This is a genomic window from Mesorhizobium sp. P160187 (assembly GCF_057766425.1).
In genome coordinates this window covers 257786-273421 of the sequence record NZ_JBYMDX010000005.1, presented here as the reverse complement: position 1 = coordinate 273421, position 15636 = coordinate 257786, and the positions used below count along the sequence as shown (strand labels likewise).

19 protein-coding genes are annotated in these 15636 nt (G+C 64.0%); 12 read left to right on the top strand and 7 right to left on the bottom strand.

Annotated elements, in window-relative coordinates; genetic code table 11:
- The first annotated feature begins 3 nt into the window (after positions 1-3).
- Positions 4-1107, top strand: coding sequence for an alcohol dehydrogenase family protein (locus tag AC3CCE_RS26065; protein WP_488377221.1), 1104 nt, complete (start codon positions 4-6; stop codon positions 1105-1107).
- A 12-nt stretch (positions 1108-1119) separates the two neighbouring features.
- Here the strand turns inward: AC3CCE_RS26065 and AC3CCE_RS26060 are convergent, their stop codons facing one another.
- Positions 1120-1296 (bottom strand): hypothetical protein, encoded by a 177-nt coding sequence (locus AC3CCE_RS26060; protein WP_023692240.1) that lies wholly within the window; start codon positions 1294-1296, stop codon positions 1120-1122.
- A gap of 177 nt (positions 1297-1473) precedes the next feature.
- Between AC3CCE_RS26060 and AC3CCE_RS26055 the strand changes: the two genes are divergently transcribed.
- From AC3CCE_RS26055 to AC3CCE_RS26030, 6 genes are read left to right on the top strand one after another with little or no spacing between them, the layout of a single operon-like run.
- Entirely contained in the window at positions 1474-2145 is a 672-nt protein-coding gene (locus AC3CCE_RS26055) for an amino acid ABC transporter permease (protein ID WP_023827980.1), read from the top strand.
- On the top strand, positions 2145-2816 hold the full coding sequence (locus tag AC3CCE_RS26050; protein WP_352625494.1) for an amino acid ABC transporter permease: 672 nt from the start codon (positions 2145-2147) through the stop codon (positions 2814-2816). The genes AC3CCE_RS26055 and AC3CCE_RS26050 overlap by 1 nt, the downstream gene beginning before the upstream one ends.
- Before the next feature lies 1 nt (position 2817).
- Positions 2818-3552 carry an amino acid ABC transporter ATP-binding protein gene (locus tag AC3CCE_RS26045; protein ID WP_352625492.1) on the top strand — a complete coding sequence of 245 codons (735 nt, stop codon included), beginning with the start codon at positions 2818-2820 and terminating at the stop codon, positions 3550-3552.
- A gap of 2 nt (positions 3553-3554) precedes the next feature.
- On the top strand, positions 3555-4475 hold the full coding sequence (locus tag AC3CCE_RS26040) for an isoaspartyl peptidase/L-asparaginase (RefSeq protein ID WP_352625490.1): 921 nt from the start codon (positions 3555-3557) through the stop codon (positions 4473-4475).
- Between the two features lie 17 nt (positions 4476-4492).
- On the top strand, positions 4493-5284 hold the full coding sequence (locus AC3CCE_RS26035) for a transporter substrate-binding domain-containing protein (protein ID WP_023695228.1): 792 nt from the start codon (positions 4493-4495) through the stop codon (positions 5282-5284).
- Positions 5278-6300: a LacI family DNA-binding transcriptional regulator gene (locus AC3CCE_RS26030; protein ID WP_023732245.1), complete on the top strand. Its 1023-nt coding sequence runs from the start codon at positions 5278-5280 to the stop codon at positions 6298-6300. Before AC3CCE_RS26035 ends, AC3CCE_RS26030 begins: the two co-directional genes overlap by 7 nt.
- An 81-nt stretch (positions 6301-6381) precedes the next feature.
- On the opposite strand, the gene AC3CCE_RS26025 is transcribed toward AC3CCE_RS26030, so the two are convergent.
- The 6 genes from AC3CCE_RS26025 to AC3CCE_RS26000 are packed head-to-tail and all read right to left on the bottom strand — an operon-like array spanning position 6382 to position 10721.
- On the bottom strand, positions 6382-7641 hold the full coding sequence (locus tag AC3CCE_RS26025) for an ABC transporter substrate-binding protein (protein WP_023692246.1): 1260 nt from the start codon (positions 7639-7641) through the stop codon (positions 6382-6384).
- 36 nt (positions 7642-7677) lie between these two features.
- Entirely contained in the window at positions 7678-8106 is a 429-nt protein-coding gene (locus AC3CCE_RS26020; RefSeq protein WP_023818578.1) for a DUF4440 domain-containing protein, read from the bottom strand.
- Positions 8103-9158 carry an aldo/keto reductase gene (locus tag AC3CCE_RS26015; protein ID WP_352625487.1) on the bottom strand — a complete coding sequence of 352 codons (1056 nt, stop codon included), beginning with the start codon at positions 9156-9158 and terminating at the stop codon, positions 8103-8105. The genes AC3CCE_RS26020 and AC3CCE_RS26015 overlap by 4 nt, the downstream gene beginning before the upstream one ends.
- Entirely contained in the window at positions 9155-9508 is a 354-nt protein-coding gene (locus AC3CCE_RS26010; RefSeq protein ID WP_023682686.1) for a TIGR04076 family protein, read from the bottom strand. Before AC3CCE_RS26010 ends, AC3CCE_RS26015 begins: the two co-directional genes overlap by 4 nt.
- Entirely contained in the window at positions 9509-9997 is a 489-nt protein-coding gene (locus AC3CCE_RS26005) for a DUF3830 family protein (RefSeq protein ID WP_023667857.1), read from the bottom strand. It abuts the gene before it with no gap.
- Position 9998: 1 nt separating this feature from the next.
- A complete protein-coding gene (locus AC3CCE_RS26000) occupies positions 9999-10721 on the bottom strand; it encodes a GntR family transcriptional regulator (RefSeq protein ID WP_023682687.1) in 723 nt (240 codons plus the stop codon).
- Positions 10722-10845: 124 nt separating this feature from the next.
- Between AC3CCE_RS26000 and AC3CCE_RS25995 the strand changes: the two genes are divergently transcribed.
- Genes AC3CCE_RS25995 through AC3CCE_RS25975 form a run of 5 tightly spaced genes read left to right on the top strand, consistent with a single transcriptional unit; the run spans position 10846 to position 15569 of the window.
- Positions 10846-11646, top strand: coding sequence for an ABC transporter ATP-binding protein (locus AC3CCE_RS25995; RefSeq protein ID WP_023735676.1), 801 nt, complete (start codon positions 10846-10848; stop codon positions 11644-11646).
- A complete protein-coding gene (locus AC3CCE_RS25990; RefSeq protein WP_023692249.1) occupies positions 11643-12392 on the top strand; it encodes a branched-chain amino acid ABC transporter ATP-binding protein in 750 nt (249 codons plus the stop codon). The genes AC3CCE_RS25995 and AC3CCE_RS25990 overlap by 4 nt, the downstream gene beginning before the upstream one ends.
- The gene (locus AC3CCE_RS25985; protein ID WP_023745643.1) at positions 12389-13297 is read left to right on the top strand and encodes a branched-chain amino acid ABC transporter permease; all 909 of its coding nucleotides are present in this window, start codon (positions 12389-12391) and stop codon (positions 13295-13297) included. The genes AC3CCE_RS25990 and AC3CCE_RS25985 overlap by 4 nt, the downstream gene beginning before the upstream one ends.
- Positions 13294-14277, top strand: a complete 984-nt coding sequence (locus AC3CCE_RS25980; RefSeq protein WP_023692250.1) for a branched-chain amino acid ABC transporter permease — start codon at positions 13294-13296, stop codon at positions 14275-14277. Before AC3CCE_RS25985 ends, AC3CCE_RS25980 begins: the two co-directional genes overlap by 4 nt.
- The gene (locus AC3CCE_RS25975) at positions 14274-15569 is read left to right on the top strand and encodes an NAD(P)/FAD-dependent oxidoreductase (protein ID WP_023710024.1); all 1296 of its coding nucleotides are present in this window, start codon (positions 14274-14276) and stop codon (positions 15567-15569) included. The genes AC3CCE_RS25980 and AC3CCE_RS25975 overlap by 4 nt, the downstream gene beginning before the upstream one ends.
- Positions 15570-15636: the final 67 nt, after the last annotated feature.

The following is a 15636-nucleotide window of genomic DNA, read 5'->3' as shown; positions in this document are numbered from 1 at the left end:
ACCATGAATGCCATGACCAAGACCCTCCCCGCCACCATGGCCGCCGTGCTGCTCACCGGGCATGGCGGACCGGAAAAGCTCGTCTATCGCAGCGATGTGAAAGTGCCTGTGCCTGCCGCCGGCGAGGTGCTGGTTAAGGTCAGCGCTTGCGGTATGAACAACACCGATGTCTGGGTACGCCAGGGCGCCTATGGCACGGAGGAGGACGCTGCCGCCGTGTCGACGTGGCGGCGGCAAGGCAACACGCTTACCTTCCCGCGCATCCAGGGCACCGACACGGTCGGCACCATCGCTGCCGTCGGCGAAGGCGTTTCCCCGGGCCGTATCGGCGAACGGGTAATGGTCGATTTTTCGATCTACAACCGCGACGACGATTTCCTCGCCGACATTGACTATATGGGCCACGGTCGCGACGGCGGGTACGCCGAGTACCAGACGGTGCCGGGCGAGAATGCGCATTTCGTCGATACTGACATGAGCGACGTCGAACTCGCCACCTTCTGCTGCGCCTACCTCACCGGCGAACAGATGCTGGAGCGCGCCGGGCTGAAAGCCGGCGAACGCGTGCTGGTCACCGGCGCCTCAGGCGGCGTCGGTTCCGGCATCGTGCAGCTGGCGCGGGCGCGCGGCGCCATTCCCTATGCGGTCGTCGGCAAGGGCAAGGAGCAGGCGGTGCGCGACATCGGCGCCGAAGCGGTCATTACCCGTGGGGTTGCCGATCTTCCCGCCGCCGTGAATGAAGCCACTGGCGACCAGCCGATCGATGTGGTCGCTGATCTCGTCGGCGGCGCGATCTTCAACGACCTGCTGCGCATCCTGCGACCTGAAGGCCGCTACACCACCGCCGGCGCCATCGCCGGCCCGGTCGTGCAGCTCGATCTCAGGACCATGTATCTCAAGCAGCTGCAACTGCACGGATCGAGCCAGGGCACGCGCGCCGACTTCCGCCGCATCATTGGATACATCGAAGCGAAGAAAATCCGGCCGCTGGTCGGCGGCGTCTACAGGCTCTCCGATTTTCACAAGGCGCAGGCAGACTTTGTTGCCAAGGACTTCGTCGGCAAGCTGGTGGTTGTGCCGGACGCCATGTGGAACATCCGCGCATAACGGCTCCCAACGTCAGAGCGCGTCGTAAACGGCATCAATCAACACCTTGCGGCGTGGATCGACGTCGTCGAAACCCAGCATGCGGTTGGTGACGTAGCCGAATCCGACACCGGCGCCGGGATCGGCAAAATCGAGGGCGCCGCCCCCAGCCGCCATGGCCGAGGGATTGCGGCGACGCGCGGCTGGCATAGGCGGCGTCCTCGAGCTGAAAGCCGGCGGCGAATTGCCGGCGCTTGAGACATAGCGCGCATGAGGCGAACCGGAATCATCGCAACGAATGCAAGCCACAGGCGGCAACCAGACCCTGCATCTTGACAGACGAGGCGAAAGCCAAAAGAGTGAAACCGGTTTCACTGGGGACCGCCGGTGCATTTCGATCTGTCCATTCTGCTCCCGCATCTGGGTTTTCTGGCGCGCGGCGCCGAACTTACGGCGGCGGCTTGCGCGCTGTCGCTGGTGGGAAGCGTCGTCATGGGCGCGTTGGTGGCGATCGCACGCACCTCCGCCTCGGCACTGCTTCGACGGATCGCCTTCGTCTACGTCGATCTCTTCCGCAATGTGCCGTTCATCGTCCAGCTGTTCTTCTTCTATTACGGCCTGCCCGAGCTCGGCATTTACATCGATGCCTTCACCACCGGCGTCGTGGCGCTTTCGATTGCCGGCGGCGCCTATGCCTCAGACATCATTCGCGCCGGCATCCTCGCCATCGACCAGGGCATCATCGACGCCGCTGAAGTGAGCGGCCTGTCCAGGCGCAAGATCTTCACCCGCATCGTGCTGCCGATTGCGCTGCGCACCTCCGTGCGACCGCTCGGATCCGTGCTCATCAACATGATCCTGACATCCTCGATCCTTTCGACCATCACGCTCAACGAGCTCACCGGCTCAGCCCAGATCGTCGTCTCGCAGACCTATCGGCCCTTCGAGGTCTATGTGGTGCTGCTTTGCGCCTACGCGGCCCTGACCTATCTGGTCTCGCTGGGCGTCACCCTGCTCCACCGCCATCTCAATCGGGACATGATGGAGGCGGTCGACTGATGCGGTTCAGCGACTTCACCTCCTACGACCTGATCCTGCTGGCGCAAGGTCTCGGCACCAACATCGCGCTGTTTCTCGTCACCTCTCTGATCGGACTGCTGATTGGCCTGAGCTGGGCGTTGGTGCGGTTCTACCGTGTGCCGGTTCTGGCCCAGGTCGTCACCTTCCTGTCGGAGCTGTTGAAGAACTCGCCGGTGTTGGTGCAGCTGTTCCTGGTGTTCTTCGGCCTGCCGGCGCTGTTGCATATAAGGGTGACGCCGGTCACCGCAGCGACCATCACTCTGTCGGCGAACACCGCGGCATTCGTCTATGTCATCGCGGTCTCGGCGATCGAGTCGATCGAACGCGAACAGGTCGAGGCCGCGCGTGTCTTCGGCCTGACCCGGTGGCAGGTCCTGCGCCATATCGTTTCGCCCCAGGCTGCCGCCTTCGCGGTCGGCCCGCTCGTCGCGCTGCTGGTCAACCAGCTTCAGGTGACGTCGCTGATTTCTGTCATCGGCGTCGTCGACCTGACCAAGATTGGCCACATCCTCAACATGCGAACCTTGAAGCCGTTCGTGGTCTGGACCGTCGTCGGGCTGCTCTACTATGGCGCGGCAAAGCTGGTCGCCCTGCTTGGCGAGCGTCTTGAAAACCGCCTGCGGGCGCGCAGCGCCTGGCGGGGGCTTTAACATGCTCAAGATCGAAAACGTGCACAAAGCGTTCGGCGAGGTCACTGTGCTGGACGGCGTCGACCTGACGATCGCGCCCGGCGAAGTGGTCTCGATCCTCGGGTCGTCGGGGTCCGGCAAGTCGACACTGATCCGTTGCATCAACGGCCTCGAAAAGCTGAAGTCGGGCCGCATCACGGTCGACGATTTCGATGTCAGCAAGCCGAAGGAGCTGGCCGAGGCGCGCAAGCGCTCAGGCACCGTCTTCCAGCTCTTCAACCTCTATCCGCATATGAGCGCGCTTCAGAACATTACGCTCGCCCCGATCGAGGTGCTGAAGATGCCGCGCCCTGAGGCCGAGGCGCTGGCGCGCAAGCTGCTCGAGTCCGTCGGCCTCGCCGATCGGGCCGACGCCTACCCGGCGCAGTTGTCGGGCGGGCAGCGCCAGCGTGTCGGCATCTGCCGGGCGCTCGCCATGCAGCCGCGCTATCTGCTGCTTGATGAAGTGACGAGTGCGCTCGACCCGGAAATGACTTCCGAGGTGCTGGCCATCCTGGCAAAGCTCGCCGCGCAAGGCACGACCATGCTGTTCGTCACCCACGAGATCGAATTCGCGCGCGAGATTTCCAACCGCATCGTCTTCCTCGACAAGGGCAGGCTGGTGGTCGATCTGCCGACGGACCGTTTCTTCGCCGCGGACGGCGGCCGGGCGCAGCCGCGGGTTGCGCAGTTTCTCTCCAGGATGCGCAAGGACTAGGAATGCTGCTGTTAGCCAACAACGAAGCATGGCCGGGATTCGAAACCTCGGTGCAAATGCTGCGCGATGGCGCCGTCAGCCTGGACGCGATGGTTGCCGGCATCGGCATGGTGGAGAAAGAGGTCAAGGTTCGCAGCGTCGGTTATGGCGGCTGGCCGAACATGCTGGGCGAGATGGAGTTCGACGCCGGCGTCATGGACGGCAATACACGAGAGGTCGGTTCAGTCGGGGCTGTGCCAAGGACCTTGGCCGTCGCCGCCCTGGCGCAGCAGGTAATGAAGCGCCTGCCGCATGTGATGCTGACCGGCGAAGGGGCGCGGCGCTTTGCCAGCGAAATCGGTTTTGCCGAAGACGAAGTCTTGTTCGAGGACTCTAAGCGCGTCTGGTGGGAGCGGCTGCAACAGGAACTCACACCGCAACAGCTGGCGAAATTCCCCGATATCGATCTGGCGCCGCTCAGCCGTACTATAACCGATCCCGAGCGCGTCCGCGACACCACCGTCTTCATGTCGGCGGATGCGCGGCGCGGCATCCATGCCGCGACTTCGACCTCGGGCTGGGCGTGGAAATATCCGGGCCGGCTCGGCGATTCTCCCATTCCCGGCGCAGGCTTTTACGCCGACAGCCGCTATGGTGCGGCGGCGTGCACCCATACCGGCGAGATGACGATGCGCTGCGCCACCGCACGGACCGTCGTGCTGGCCATGAAGCTTGGCCGATCCTTGTCGGATGCGGTCGCGCTGGCGGTCGAGGAACTGGCTGAACTCGACACCGGCTTCCTGGCCGGAGTGGTCATCCACGCCGTCGACGCCGAGCAGAACCACGAGGTGGTGAATTTCAGATGCGAGGGCGAGGTCCGCTACTGGCTCTGGAAGGATTCCATGCCCGCACCCGAATTGCGGGCGGCAAGACGCGTCACTTGAAAATAAGGAGAGGAACCATGAAAACCGTACTGCGTGCCTTCGCCGCGCTGGCCATCGTGGCCGGTTCGGCATTTCCAGCCCTTGCCGGCATGATTGACGACATCCGCTCACGCGGCACCATTCGCATCGGCGTGTCGCTCGGCGGCGAGCCGATCGGGTTTCGCGATGCACAAAACAACCCTGTCGGCTACGATGTCGATGTCGCGACGCTGCTGGCGCAAAAGCTCGGCGTGCCGGTCGAGTTCGTCGACGTCTCGGGCGATGCGCGTATTTCCATGCTGGTGTCGGGACAGATCGATGTCGCGGTCGCAAACACCTCTGCAACGCTCGAGCGGGCCAAGACCGTCAACTTCACCATCCCCTACAACCGGGCCGGGCTGCGCGTCATCGTCCAGAAAGATGCCGGGATAACCGACCTCAAGGGGCTCGCCGGCAAGAAGGTTGTCGTCGGCCGCGGCACCACGGGCGAAACCTTCCTCAAGGCGGCCGTGCCGGAAGCAGAGCTCGTCTATGTCGACCAGTTCGCGCCCGACGGGGTTCTGCAGCTGCAACAGAAGCGCGTCGATGCGGCGATCGAGGATTCCTCGCTGCTCGATTACCTCGCGACCAAGACACCGAGCCTGGTGACGCTGCCTGGCCTCTATTCCAACGATCCGATCGGCATCGCGGTCGCCAAGGGCGATCCCGAATTCGTCCGCTGGCTCGACATGTTCGTGTCCGACTTCATCCAGTCGGGCACCTATGAGACGACCTACAAGAAGTGGTGGGGGCCGGACTCCAACCCGCCGGCGCTCAACCCGCTGTGGTGACACCCACTACCGGTAACCGATCGGCGCACACTCGAGGCGCCGTCGCAACGATCGCCGATGTCGCGCGGCTGGCAGGCGTGTCGCGTGCCGCGGCCAGCCGTGCGCTGTCGAGCGGACCGCGACCGGTCTCGGCGGACAAACGCGAACGTGTCGTGCAGGCCGCCGCGCAGCTCGGCTACAAACCCAATCTCCTGGCGCAAAGCCTGACCACCAAGACCGTCAATCTGGTTGCCGTCGTGGTCAACCACATTCACGACCTTTCAGATCTCGACCTGTTCGACCGGCTGCTCGACGCAATCCAGTCGATCGGCAAGCAGGTCATCCTCATCCGCATCGGCTCGGCGGAAGGGGTCGAGGATTTTCTGCGCAACGGCGTTGCCTATCATGTCGATGCCGCCGTGGTGTTCTCCGACTTTGCCGATGCAGCGACGGTGCGGCGCATGTTTCGCTCGGACCTGGTCATCATGCTGAACGGACTGCATGACGATCTGTCACCCACCGTCATTCCCGATGAAGGCGTCGGCATCGCCGAGGCCGTGGCGGATGCGGCGGCCAAGCGCGCGCGCACGGCCAGCCTGCTGACCGGCCGTTCGTCCTCGCGGGTCGAACAGCTGCGCATCGGCCACTACCTCGAAGCGTTCCGGCATCATGGAATTGAACTGCTGCAGACGGTCCAGGGAGACTATTCCTACGAGTCGGGCTATGCGGCAGCCGCCGGCCTGACGGGACGCGGCTGTCCCGATGCGGTCTTTTGTACGTCCGACGCGATGGCCATGGGTGTTCTGGATGTCTGCCGGGCGGATTTCCCCGACAACCGGCCCAGCCGCTTCCGCCTCTATGGCTTCGACAATGTGTCCCTGACCAATTTCGACGCCTACCCGATATCGTCAATCGGCTACGACAAATCAGACTATGTGGGTCATATCGTCGGCGCCCTCTCCAATCCGCAGGTCTTCATGCCCGGCCAGCCGCCTGTCGTTATATTGACCCGGCTGATTTCGCGCTTGACCGCGTAACTAGCGCCGATGTTGGACTGCTTGTCCGGCGTCGATCTCCCAGAGATCGAACGGAGATCGCGCCGGACAATGTACCGGCGCCTACTGCAATTTCGCCTGCAGCGCGTTGACGTCGTCGGTTGTCATTTCACCGTCGGTCGTCACCTTGCCGTCGACGATCTTCCACAGCCGGAACGGACCGGTGATGTCGCCATATTTGTCGAAGCTGACCGGACCGATGACGCCTTCATAGCGGATCGGCTTGCCGTCCTTGATCAGGCCGAGCGCCTTGGCGAACTCGTCCTTGCCGGCATAGATCGGTGTGCCGGCAGGATCGACCGCCTTGTACATGGCATCCTTGATCTTGGCTGGATCCTCGGAGCCGGCAATGGCAATGGCGAGACCGACAATGGCGCCGGCATCATAGGAACGGTCGGCTGCCGGGTTCGACGGTTCGATGCCCGAAAACTCCTTGTAGTTTTTCAGGAAATAGTCGGTGGATGCCGTCGGGCTGGTGCCGGAAGAGGTACCATAGGCATCCTTCAGATAATCGGCGCCGACGGATTCGATGAAGTCCGGGCTGTTCATGCCGTCATTGAGCAGGAATTTCTGCACGCCGCCCTGCGATATCCAGGTGCGGGCGACCGTTGCGCCGTCGACCGGCGTGCTGACGAGGTAGAGTCCGTCCGGCTCGCCTCCCATCGCCGCCGTCACTTCCGAGGCATAGCTCGACTGCTTTTCATTATAGGGCGTGTCGGAGACGATGGTGCCGCCGAGCGCTTTGTAGGCACGCGAGAATTCGGCCACCATGTTGACGCCGAAGTCGTTGTTGACATGGATGATCGACAGTTTCTTGAAGCCCTTGTCGATGGCGTATTTGGCGGCGGCCACGCCTTGCAGCGCATCCGACGTGATGGTGCGGAAGAAGATGCCGTTGGTCTTGCCGTCGCGGCCAAGGGCGGTCAGCGTCGGCGAGGACGAAGCCGGCGACACCTGCACGATCTTGGCCGGCCCGGTGACCGAGGTCAGGATCGGGATCGACACCGAGGAGATGATGCCGCCGATGATCACCGGCACCTTCTTGACCTGTACCAGCTGGGTCGCGGCATCGACCGCGATATTGCCCTGGCTCTGGCTGTCGCGCGTGTCGGTTGCGAGATCGCAGCCGCGTACGCCACCGGCTTCATTGATGTCGCGGAAGGCCATTTCGACGGACTTCGCGCCGGCCTGGCCGTATTCGCCGGCCGGACCGGTGAGCTCCATGACCAGGCCGACGGTGATCTTGCAGTCCGCTGCGTGTGCGGCGCCGGCCATCGTCACGAGAGCCAGTGCTGTGGTGATTTGAAGTATCGTCTTCTTCATTGCCGTTCCCCTTTTCTTGTTTGAACTTTTGCCTGTTCAGCCTTCCGGCGCCTGCAGCCAGGTCTCATGCAGATGCCGCCATTCGACGCCGTTTGGTGCCGATGAACTGGTGGTGAAGACCGCACTGGACTGCCGGCGACTGTGTTTGCCGGCGCGCAGTTGCGCCTCGATGTAGAAGATGACGATCGTGTCCGCGTCCTGCCAACCCGGCCTGATGTCCTCGATCGATATGGCAAAACCGTCGTCGCAAGTGGCGCGGCTTGTCCGGACATGATCTACGACCGCGTCGCGATCGAGGATCTGGCCATTCGGCGCCACCATGGTGAGGCTTTCGCCCATGACAGCCTCGAAGCGGCCGAACTCCACAGCGTCGGCTCGCGCGGCGACAAACCAGTCGACGAAGAAGCGATGCAGGTCGATGATTTCAGCGCTGGCACGCGAAAAAAGGGAAGGCTCTCCGCTCATTTCTTCCCCGCATTGAGGTTGTAATGCATAATCGAGCCGTGGCGGCCATGACGGTCGCGCTCCAGCGCGTAGACATCGCCCGCGAGGCCGGTGCCTTGTGCGATGGCGGCAGCAATCCGCGCGCGATCGTCGGCGTCGAGCGCGACGTCCATGATTTTCGTATTGGCCAGCGCATGTGCCTGGTTGCGCGCACCCACAATGACGGCCGCGACCTGCGGCTGCTCGAGCACCCATGCCGAGGCGATGGTGGCGATGTCGACGCCGTGGCGATCGCCGACCGCTTTCAGCGCCTTGAGCAGGGACTGGAACAGCTCCCAGCCGCCGAAGTCGTCGATGATCAGCTTGTATTTGACCAGCGAGCGGTTTTCGAGCGGCGTGGAGGGCTCGGCCACGCCAAGCCATTTGTCGCTGAGGAAGCCGCCCGCCACCGAGCCGTAGCAGAGGAAGCGGACACCGTTCTTAGCGGCAAGGCCCGCAAGGCTGTTTGCCGGCCGCTGGTCGAGCACTGAATATTGCAGTTGCTGGCTGACCAGCGGGATGCCCGCGGAGAGGATTTCGGCTAGCCTCGGCGTATCGAAATTGGTGGTGCCGAGATTGCGCACCTTGCCTTCCAGCCGAAGCTCGTCGAGCCAACCCATCGCCTCGACGTAACGAGGCTGGTCATAATCCCACCAGTGAAACTGCACAAGATCGATCCGCTCCGTCTTCAGCCTGCGAAGCGACTGATTGACGATGCCCCTGATGTAGTCGCGGCTGATGCTTGCCAGTCGTTCGAGGTCCGGCACCAGCTTGGTGTGCACCTTCATCCTGGCCGCAACATCGAGACCGCGCTCGCCGGCCAGCCGCAGGCGCGCGGCGCCGATCAGTTCCTCGACGCCGGTGTAGATGTCGGCGCAATCATAGGTCCAGATGCCGGCATCGAAGGTGGCGATGAGGTCGGTCACGGCCTGCCTGCGGTCGATAGCGCCATGGCCGCCGGCCAGCTGCCAGCCGCCGCGGATGACGCGCGAGATCGTATAGCCGGGGCTGAGTTCGACGGTCCTGGCGCTCATCTTTTGTCGGTCTCCTTCGGCAGCGGCACAGCCGTGGTTTGGGCATGGCTGAACCGCCGCTTGGCCAGCCTGACGATCCGCAGCCGGCTGGCGCAATTGGGATCGGGACAGGCGATCTCGGCATCCGAGGTCATCCAGTCATTTGCATGCGTCGGGCGCTGCTTTGCCGCCAGGAGCGGCAACACGGCGGAGATCGAGTAAATCGAAAAACCCTGCCCCGCCGGCAGCGACAGCATTTCGCCCTTGAGTTCGAAATAGTCGCCGGCCCTGGCGCCGCAATAGACCGGCTTGCCCTCGGGGATGACCGCTTCGACGCGCAGATCGAAGAGTTCGAAACTGTCGTCGGCCATTCAGGCCTCCACCAGGCTGAAGGTGATGTCACAGGCGCCGTTGCGGCGGATGACGCCGCAGGCGGCGGCAAACTGATCGCGCTCTCCGGCAAGCACTTGCGCGACCACGCTGCCGGCCAGCCAGCCGATCGGGAACAGCAGCCGCGCCCCCTGCCCGTAGTACAGGCCGATATCGAAGATGGCATTGGGATTGCCGCCCCACACGCGTGGCGGCACATAGGACAGCACGATATCGCCGGGCTGCGGCGTCAGCGTTGCATTCTCCGGTGGCAAAGACTGGGCATAGGCCTGGCCGTGGAGATCGGCTGACGGAACCGGGCACGAGATTTCCGGTCCTGTCCACATCGCATGGATGCCTGGGATGATGCGTGGCTGCGCCAGATAAGCCAGCAGGAAGGCGGCATTCTCCGGCGCCTTTTCGGGCAATAGCAGCGCCGTCACGGAAAGCTTCGAGCGTGGTTCTGTGATGCCGATGGCGGGCTTGGGCATGTCAGTCCTTCGCCGATTGAAGTTTGTCGCGCAGGAAGGCGAAGGGGCGGCTGATGTCGGCTACCAGCGCCTCGCGCGCCGCTAGCGCATCCTGTTTGGCAAGTGCCGCGACAATGCCGCGGTGATAGTGCGCGGTATCGACCTCCCCGGCCTCGGAGAAGGCATAGATGGCGACGCGGATGCAGGGTCCCGATTGAAGCCAGAGGCTTTCGATCATCGGGATCAGCACAGCCGAGCCGCAGCAGCGGTAGATCTCAAAATGGAAGCTCTGGTTGAGCGTCGCTTCGCGGTCGATATCCTTCTTGTGCTTCAGGGCCCGCATCTCGTCCCACTCGCCCAGCATGGCTTCGATCGAAGCGATCTGGCGCGGGCTCATACGCGTGGCGGCAAGCGCGATCGCTTCGCCTTCGATGAGTGAGCGGGCGCGCAGGAGGTCGTCGATGCGCTCCAGCGTGATCGGCGGCACGCGCACCGAGCGGTTGGGCAGCGCCTCCAGCGCCTTTTCCGTGATCAGCCGTCCAAGCGCTTCGCGTACCGGCATGGTCGAGGTGACCAGCGCATCGGCGAGACCGCGGATAGTCAGCACCTGGTTTGGCTCGAAAAGGCCACCGATCAGAGCACGGCGCAACTCGGAATAGACGCGATCCTGCACCGTCTCGCGGCCGACCGGCGTAAGCTGGGCTGCGATCGTCCCGTTGTTCTTGTCGATGGCAGCCTTCTGCATTACCGGCATTTGCCCCGTTTTCGGCTTGCGAATGAAATTAAAGCCGAATAGCGTGATCAACGCAAGTGTGATCACAAATCAAAAATCAGGAGGCGACAACGATCGTCTTCGGCCAGAGGGTTTGATGAGCGATGCAGCGGAGCGCCAACGGCAGGAGACCCGTGCGCCAGTTCTGACGGCACGAAACGTCGTCAGGCGTTTTGGCGGCCTTGTCGCCGTCAACGATGTCTCGTTTGATGTCAAAGCGGGCGAAATCCTCGGCCTGATCGGGCCGAATGGCGCCGGCAAGACGACGATGTTCGATCTGTTGGCGGGCAGCATATTGCCAACCAGCGGCGATATCCTGCTCAATGGCACGCGCGTCTCCGGCGAAGCCGCTCATCTGCGTATCGGCCGTGGTCTTGGCCGCACCTTCCAGATCCCGCGCCCCCTGCCCAATCTGACGCTGATCGAAAACATCATGCTGGCGGCGCAGGGCCAAGCCGGCGAAAAATTGCTCGCCAACTTCGTCACGCCGTGGCGAGTGGCGGCACAGGAAAGAGCAGCCAGGGCAAAGGCACTCGAGCTGCTGGAGCTCGTCTCGCTCGCTCGGCTGGCGCACGAGCCGGCACGCGTGCTTTCCGGCGGCCAGCGCAAGCTGCTCGAACTCGCCCGCGTCATGATGGCCGATCCGGCGATCATCCTGCTCGACGAACCGGCCGCCGGCGTCAACGCGACGCTGCTCGAGATCATCATCGACCGCATCCGCGACATCAACGCGCACGGCATCACCTTTCTGCTGATCGAGCACAATATCGACATGGTGACGCGGCTCTGCCACCGCGTGCTGGTCATGGCGAGCGGCCAGTTGCTCAGCGAAGGCACGGCAGAGGAAGTCGCCCGCGACCCGCGCGTCATCGAGGCTTATCTCGGGGGCGCCACATGAACGAGACCGTCCTCGACGTGCGCAACCTCGAAGCCGGCTATGAGCTTGGCGTGCCGATCGTGCGCGGCGCCTCGATCACCGTCGGCAAGGGCGAGATCGTCGTCGTGCTCGGTCCCAACGGCGCCGGCAAGTCGAGCTTCATCAAGGCGATCGCCGGCCTTGTCCCGATCACCGGCGGCACCGTATTTCTGGACGGCAAGGACATCACCGCCGCTCCCGCGCACACCATGGTTCGGCTCGGCCTGGCCTTCGTACCGCAGACGGAGAACATCTTCCCGCTGATGTCGGTCGAGGACAATCTGAAGGTCGCCTGCGGCATCCTCGAGCGACGCGAAATCCCTGCCCGCATCGAGGAAATGTATGCGGCCTTCCCCGACCTCGTCCGCCAGCGCCGCACCGCCGCCGGCAATCTGTCGGGCGGACAGCGGCAGATGCTCGCCGTCGCACGTGCGCTGATCGTCCATCCTAAGGTGCTGCTGCTCGACGAGCCGTCGGCCGGCCTGTCGCCGAAATTCGTATCGATGGTGTTCGAGATGCTGGCCGGCATCCGCAGGTCCGGCGTCACCATCCTGCTGGTCGAACAGAACGCCAAGGCAGCGCTGGCCATCGGCGACCGCGCCTATGTGCTGGTCGAAGGCAAGGACCGGCACGAGGGTGTGGCGTCCGAATTGTGGAACGATCCTGTCGTCGCCGAACTCTATCTCGGCCAACGCCCGTCTCACGCCGGCAAGGAAGGCGCGGCATGAGCCTGCAATTTGTCGTCGATGGGTTGCTGACCGGCTCGATGATCGGACTTGGCGCCATCGGCGTGACGCTGACCTATTCGATCCTGCGCTTCTCGAATTTTGCCCATGGCGACTTCATGGCCTGGGGCACCTATGCGACGCTCGCCGTCGTCAGCGCCATCGGCGCGATGTTCGGCAAGGTGGCGCCCATTGGACCGCTGTCTTTCGGCTGGCCGCTGCTGGTTGCGCTGGTTGTCGGCATGACTTTCACCGCCCTGCTGGCGCTGTTGCTCGACAAGGTGCTGTTTTCGCGGCTTCGCTCGCAGGGGCAAGCCATCATCGTGGTGATGGCGAGCTTCGGCGCCTCGATGGCGCTGCGCAGCCTGCTCGAATTCACCTTCAGCTCACGGCCGACCTATTTCAGCCGCGCGATCCAGATCGCCATGCCGGTCGGCTTCGGCATCCGCATCACGCCCGATCAGATCGCGCTTCTGCTGCTGACCGCCGTGCTGGTGCTCGGCGTGCATCTGTTGATGACACGCACGCAGACCGGCCGCTCCATGCAGGCGCTGAGCCAGAATGCAGCGCTGGCCCGCATCGTCGGTATCGATGTTGCCTCCGTTGTGCGTGTCACCTGGATCATCGGCGGGGCGCTGGCCTGCGTGGCCGGCGTGATGATCGGCATTCTGGTGCAGATCCGCCCGTTCATGGGCTTCGACATGCTGCTGCCGATGTTTGCAGCAGCCATCCTCGGCGGCATCGGCAGCATTCCGGGCGCTGTGCTCGGCGGCTTGATCATCGGTCTTGCCGAAGCCGGTGCGGTGCAGCTGATCGGCGCCGAATGGCGCGCCGCAATCTCCTTCATCATCCTGATGGCGGTGCTGTTCGTTCGGCCGATCGGCCTGTTTGGTGTGAGGGAACGCTGATGGACCTGCTCGGCTACGGCGCCTTCTTCCTGACCACCGCACTGATCTTTTCGCTGGTCACACTGGGGCTCAATCTGCAGTGGGGGCTGACTGGCCTTTTCAATGTCGGCCTTGCCGGATTCGTCGCCATCGGCGCCTATACATCGGCGCTGCTGACGACCCCGGACGATGCCGCGCGCTTCGGCGGCTTCGGTCTGCCGATCCTGGTCGGCTGGGCGGGCGCCATGGTCGTCGGCGGTATCGCCGCAGCACTTACCGGCATGGCCACGCTGCGTCTGCGATCCGACTACCTGGCGATCACCACCTTCGGCGTCGCCGTCGTCGTGCAGCTGGTCGCGCTCAACGCGCAGAAACTCACCGGCGGCCCGTTCGGCATCGGTTTCATCCCGCGCCCGTTCGGCGGCCTTGCCGAAACGCCGCTGCTGTTCAACCTGTCGAACCTCGCCGTCGTTTCGGCTGTGACGCTGATCGCCTATCTCGCTCTGGAGCACCTGTCGCGCAGCCCCTGGGGCCGCGTGCTCAAGGCGCTGCGCGAGGACGAGCGAGCGGCGATTTCGCTGGGCAAGAGCGCGCGCTTCTACCGCGTCCAGGCCTTCGCCGTCGGCGGCGCTATCATGGCGCTGGCCGGCGCTTTGCAGGCGCATTTCACCGGCTTCATCGCGCCCGATAACTATCTGCCGATCCTGACCTTCCAGGTCTGGGTGATGCTGATCGTCGGCGGCTCGGGCAGCAATGCCGGCGCCGTTGCCGGCAGCATCCTGGTCTGGGCGATATGGGCGGGGTCGGGCACGCTGACCAGCGTGCTGTTTGCGCCCGAGCAGCAAGCACGCGCGGCCTCACTGCAGATCGTCGCCATCGGCGTCATGCTCTGCGTCATCCTGCTGATCCGGCCTAACGGATTGTTCGGCGACCGGCCGCGCCGACCGAAGCCCGGCACACAGACAAAGGCGGCGGCCAACGAGAACGAGGCCGGATCATGAATGCCATGATCCGGCAGCAAGCGTATGGCGTTTCGCTCTGGCATGCCGTCAGCCGCAACCGCCGCGACCGGGGCGCGCTGCAAGGCGGACTCGACGTCGATCTCGCGATTGTGGGCGGCGGCTTTTCCGGCCTGTCGACGGCATTGCATGCCTCTGAGAAAGGGCTTTCGGTCGCGGTCCTCGAAGCCGAATTCATCGCTTGGGGTGCGACCGGCCGGAATGCCGGCTTCGTCGTTCCGAACTTCGCCAAGCGGGATCCAGACGACATCATCGCCGAACTCGGACCCGAGCGCGGCGGGAGGCTGATCGATTTCGCCGCGGGAAGCGCTGACCTCGTCTTCGGCCTGATCAAGCGGCATGGCATCGAATGCGACGCTGTGCAGAACGGTTGGATCCAGCCGGCGCATTCGTCCGCCGCGCTGGAAAAGACGCGATCGCGCGCCGAGCAATGGGCGGCGCGGGGCAGGCCGACCGTAACGCTCGATGCCAAGGCGGTCACGACGCTCACCGGTATCGGCGGCTACGCCGGTGGTTGGATGGACAACTCGGGCGGCGTCCTCAATCCGGTCGAGTATGCGCGCGGCCTGGCCGACGCCGCGGAAAAGGTTGGCGCACGCATCTTCGAGCAGACGCGTGTCACTTCCATCGACCGCACGCCGGATGGCTGGGCCTTGAAGACTGCGTCCGGCACTGTGCGAGCGGGCAAGGTCTTGGTCGCCACCAACGCCTATGGTGGAGAGCTGAACCCGACACTGGCACGGACGTATATCCCGCTGAAAGTCTTCCAGATCGCCACTGCGCCGCTGTCGCGCGCCATACGCGCGCGCCTGATGCCCGGCGGCCAGGGCGTTGGCGACACCAGGCGCAACCTGTTCACGTGCCGCTGCGATGGCCAGAACCGGCTGATCAGCGGCGGCATGCATGTCGTCGGAGCCGGCGCCGAGACGCGGGTGCCGCAAACGATCTGGCGACGGCTCGCCAGGCATCTCGATTTGCCTGACCTGCCGCCGCTTGCCTACAGCTGGACAGGCGTGGCGGCGGTGGGGCCGGATTTCCTGCCGCGTCTCATCGACCTCGGCCCAGGCCTGATCGCAGGCTTCGCCTGCAACGGCCGCGGCATCGCCATGACCACGGCAATGGGCAAGGTGCTGGCCAACTGGGCGAGCGGAACGGACGCCCGCGATCTGCCGCTCCCCTTCGCGCCGCCAGCGCCGATCCCGCTGCACAAGCTCGTGCGCTATGCACCGAATATGCTGCTCCCCTGGAGCATCCTGCGCGACCGGCTGGATTAGACAGCCACCACCTTCCGCAATCGATGACCATGGTGGCCCAAGAGGATATCGTCAGATCCAGCCGCAC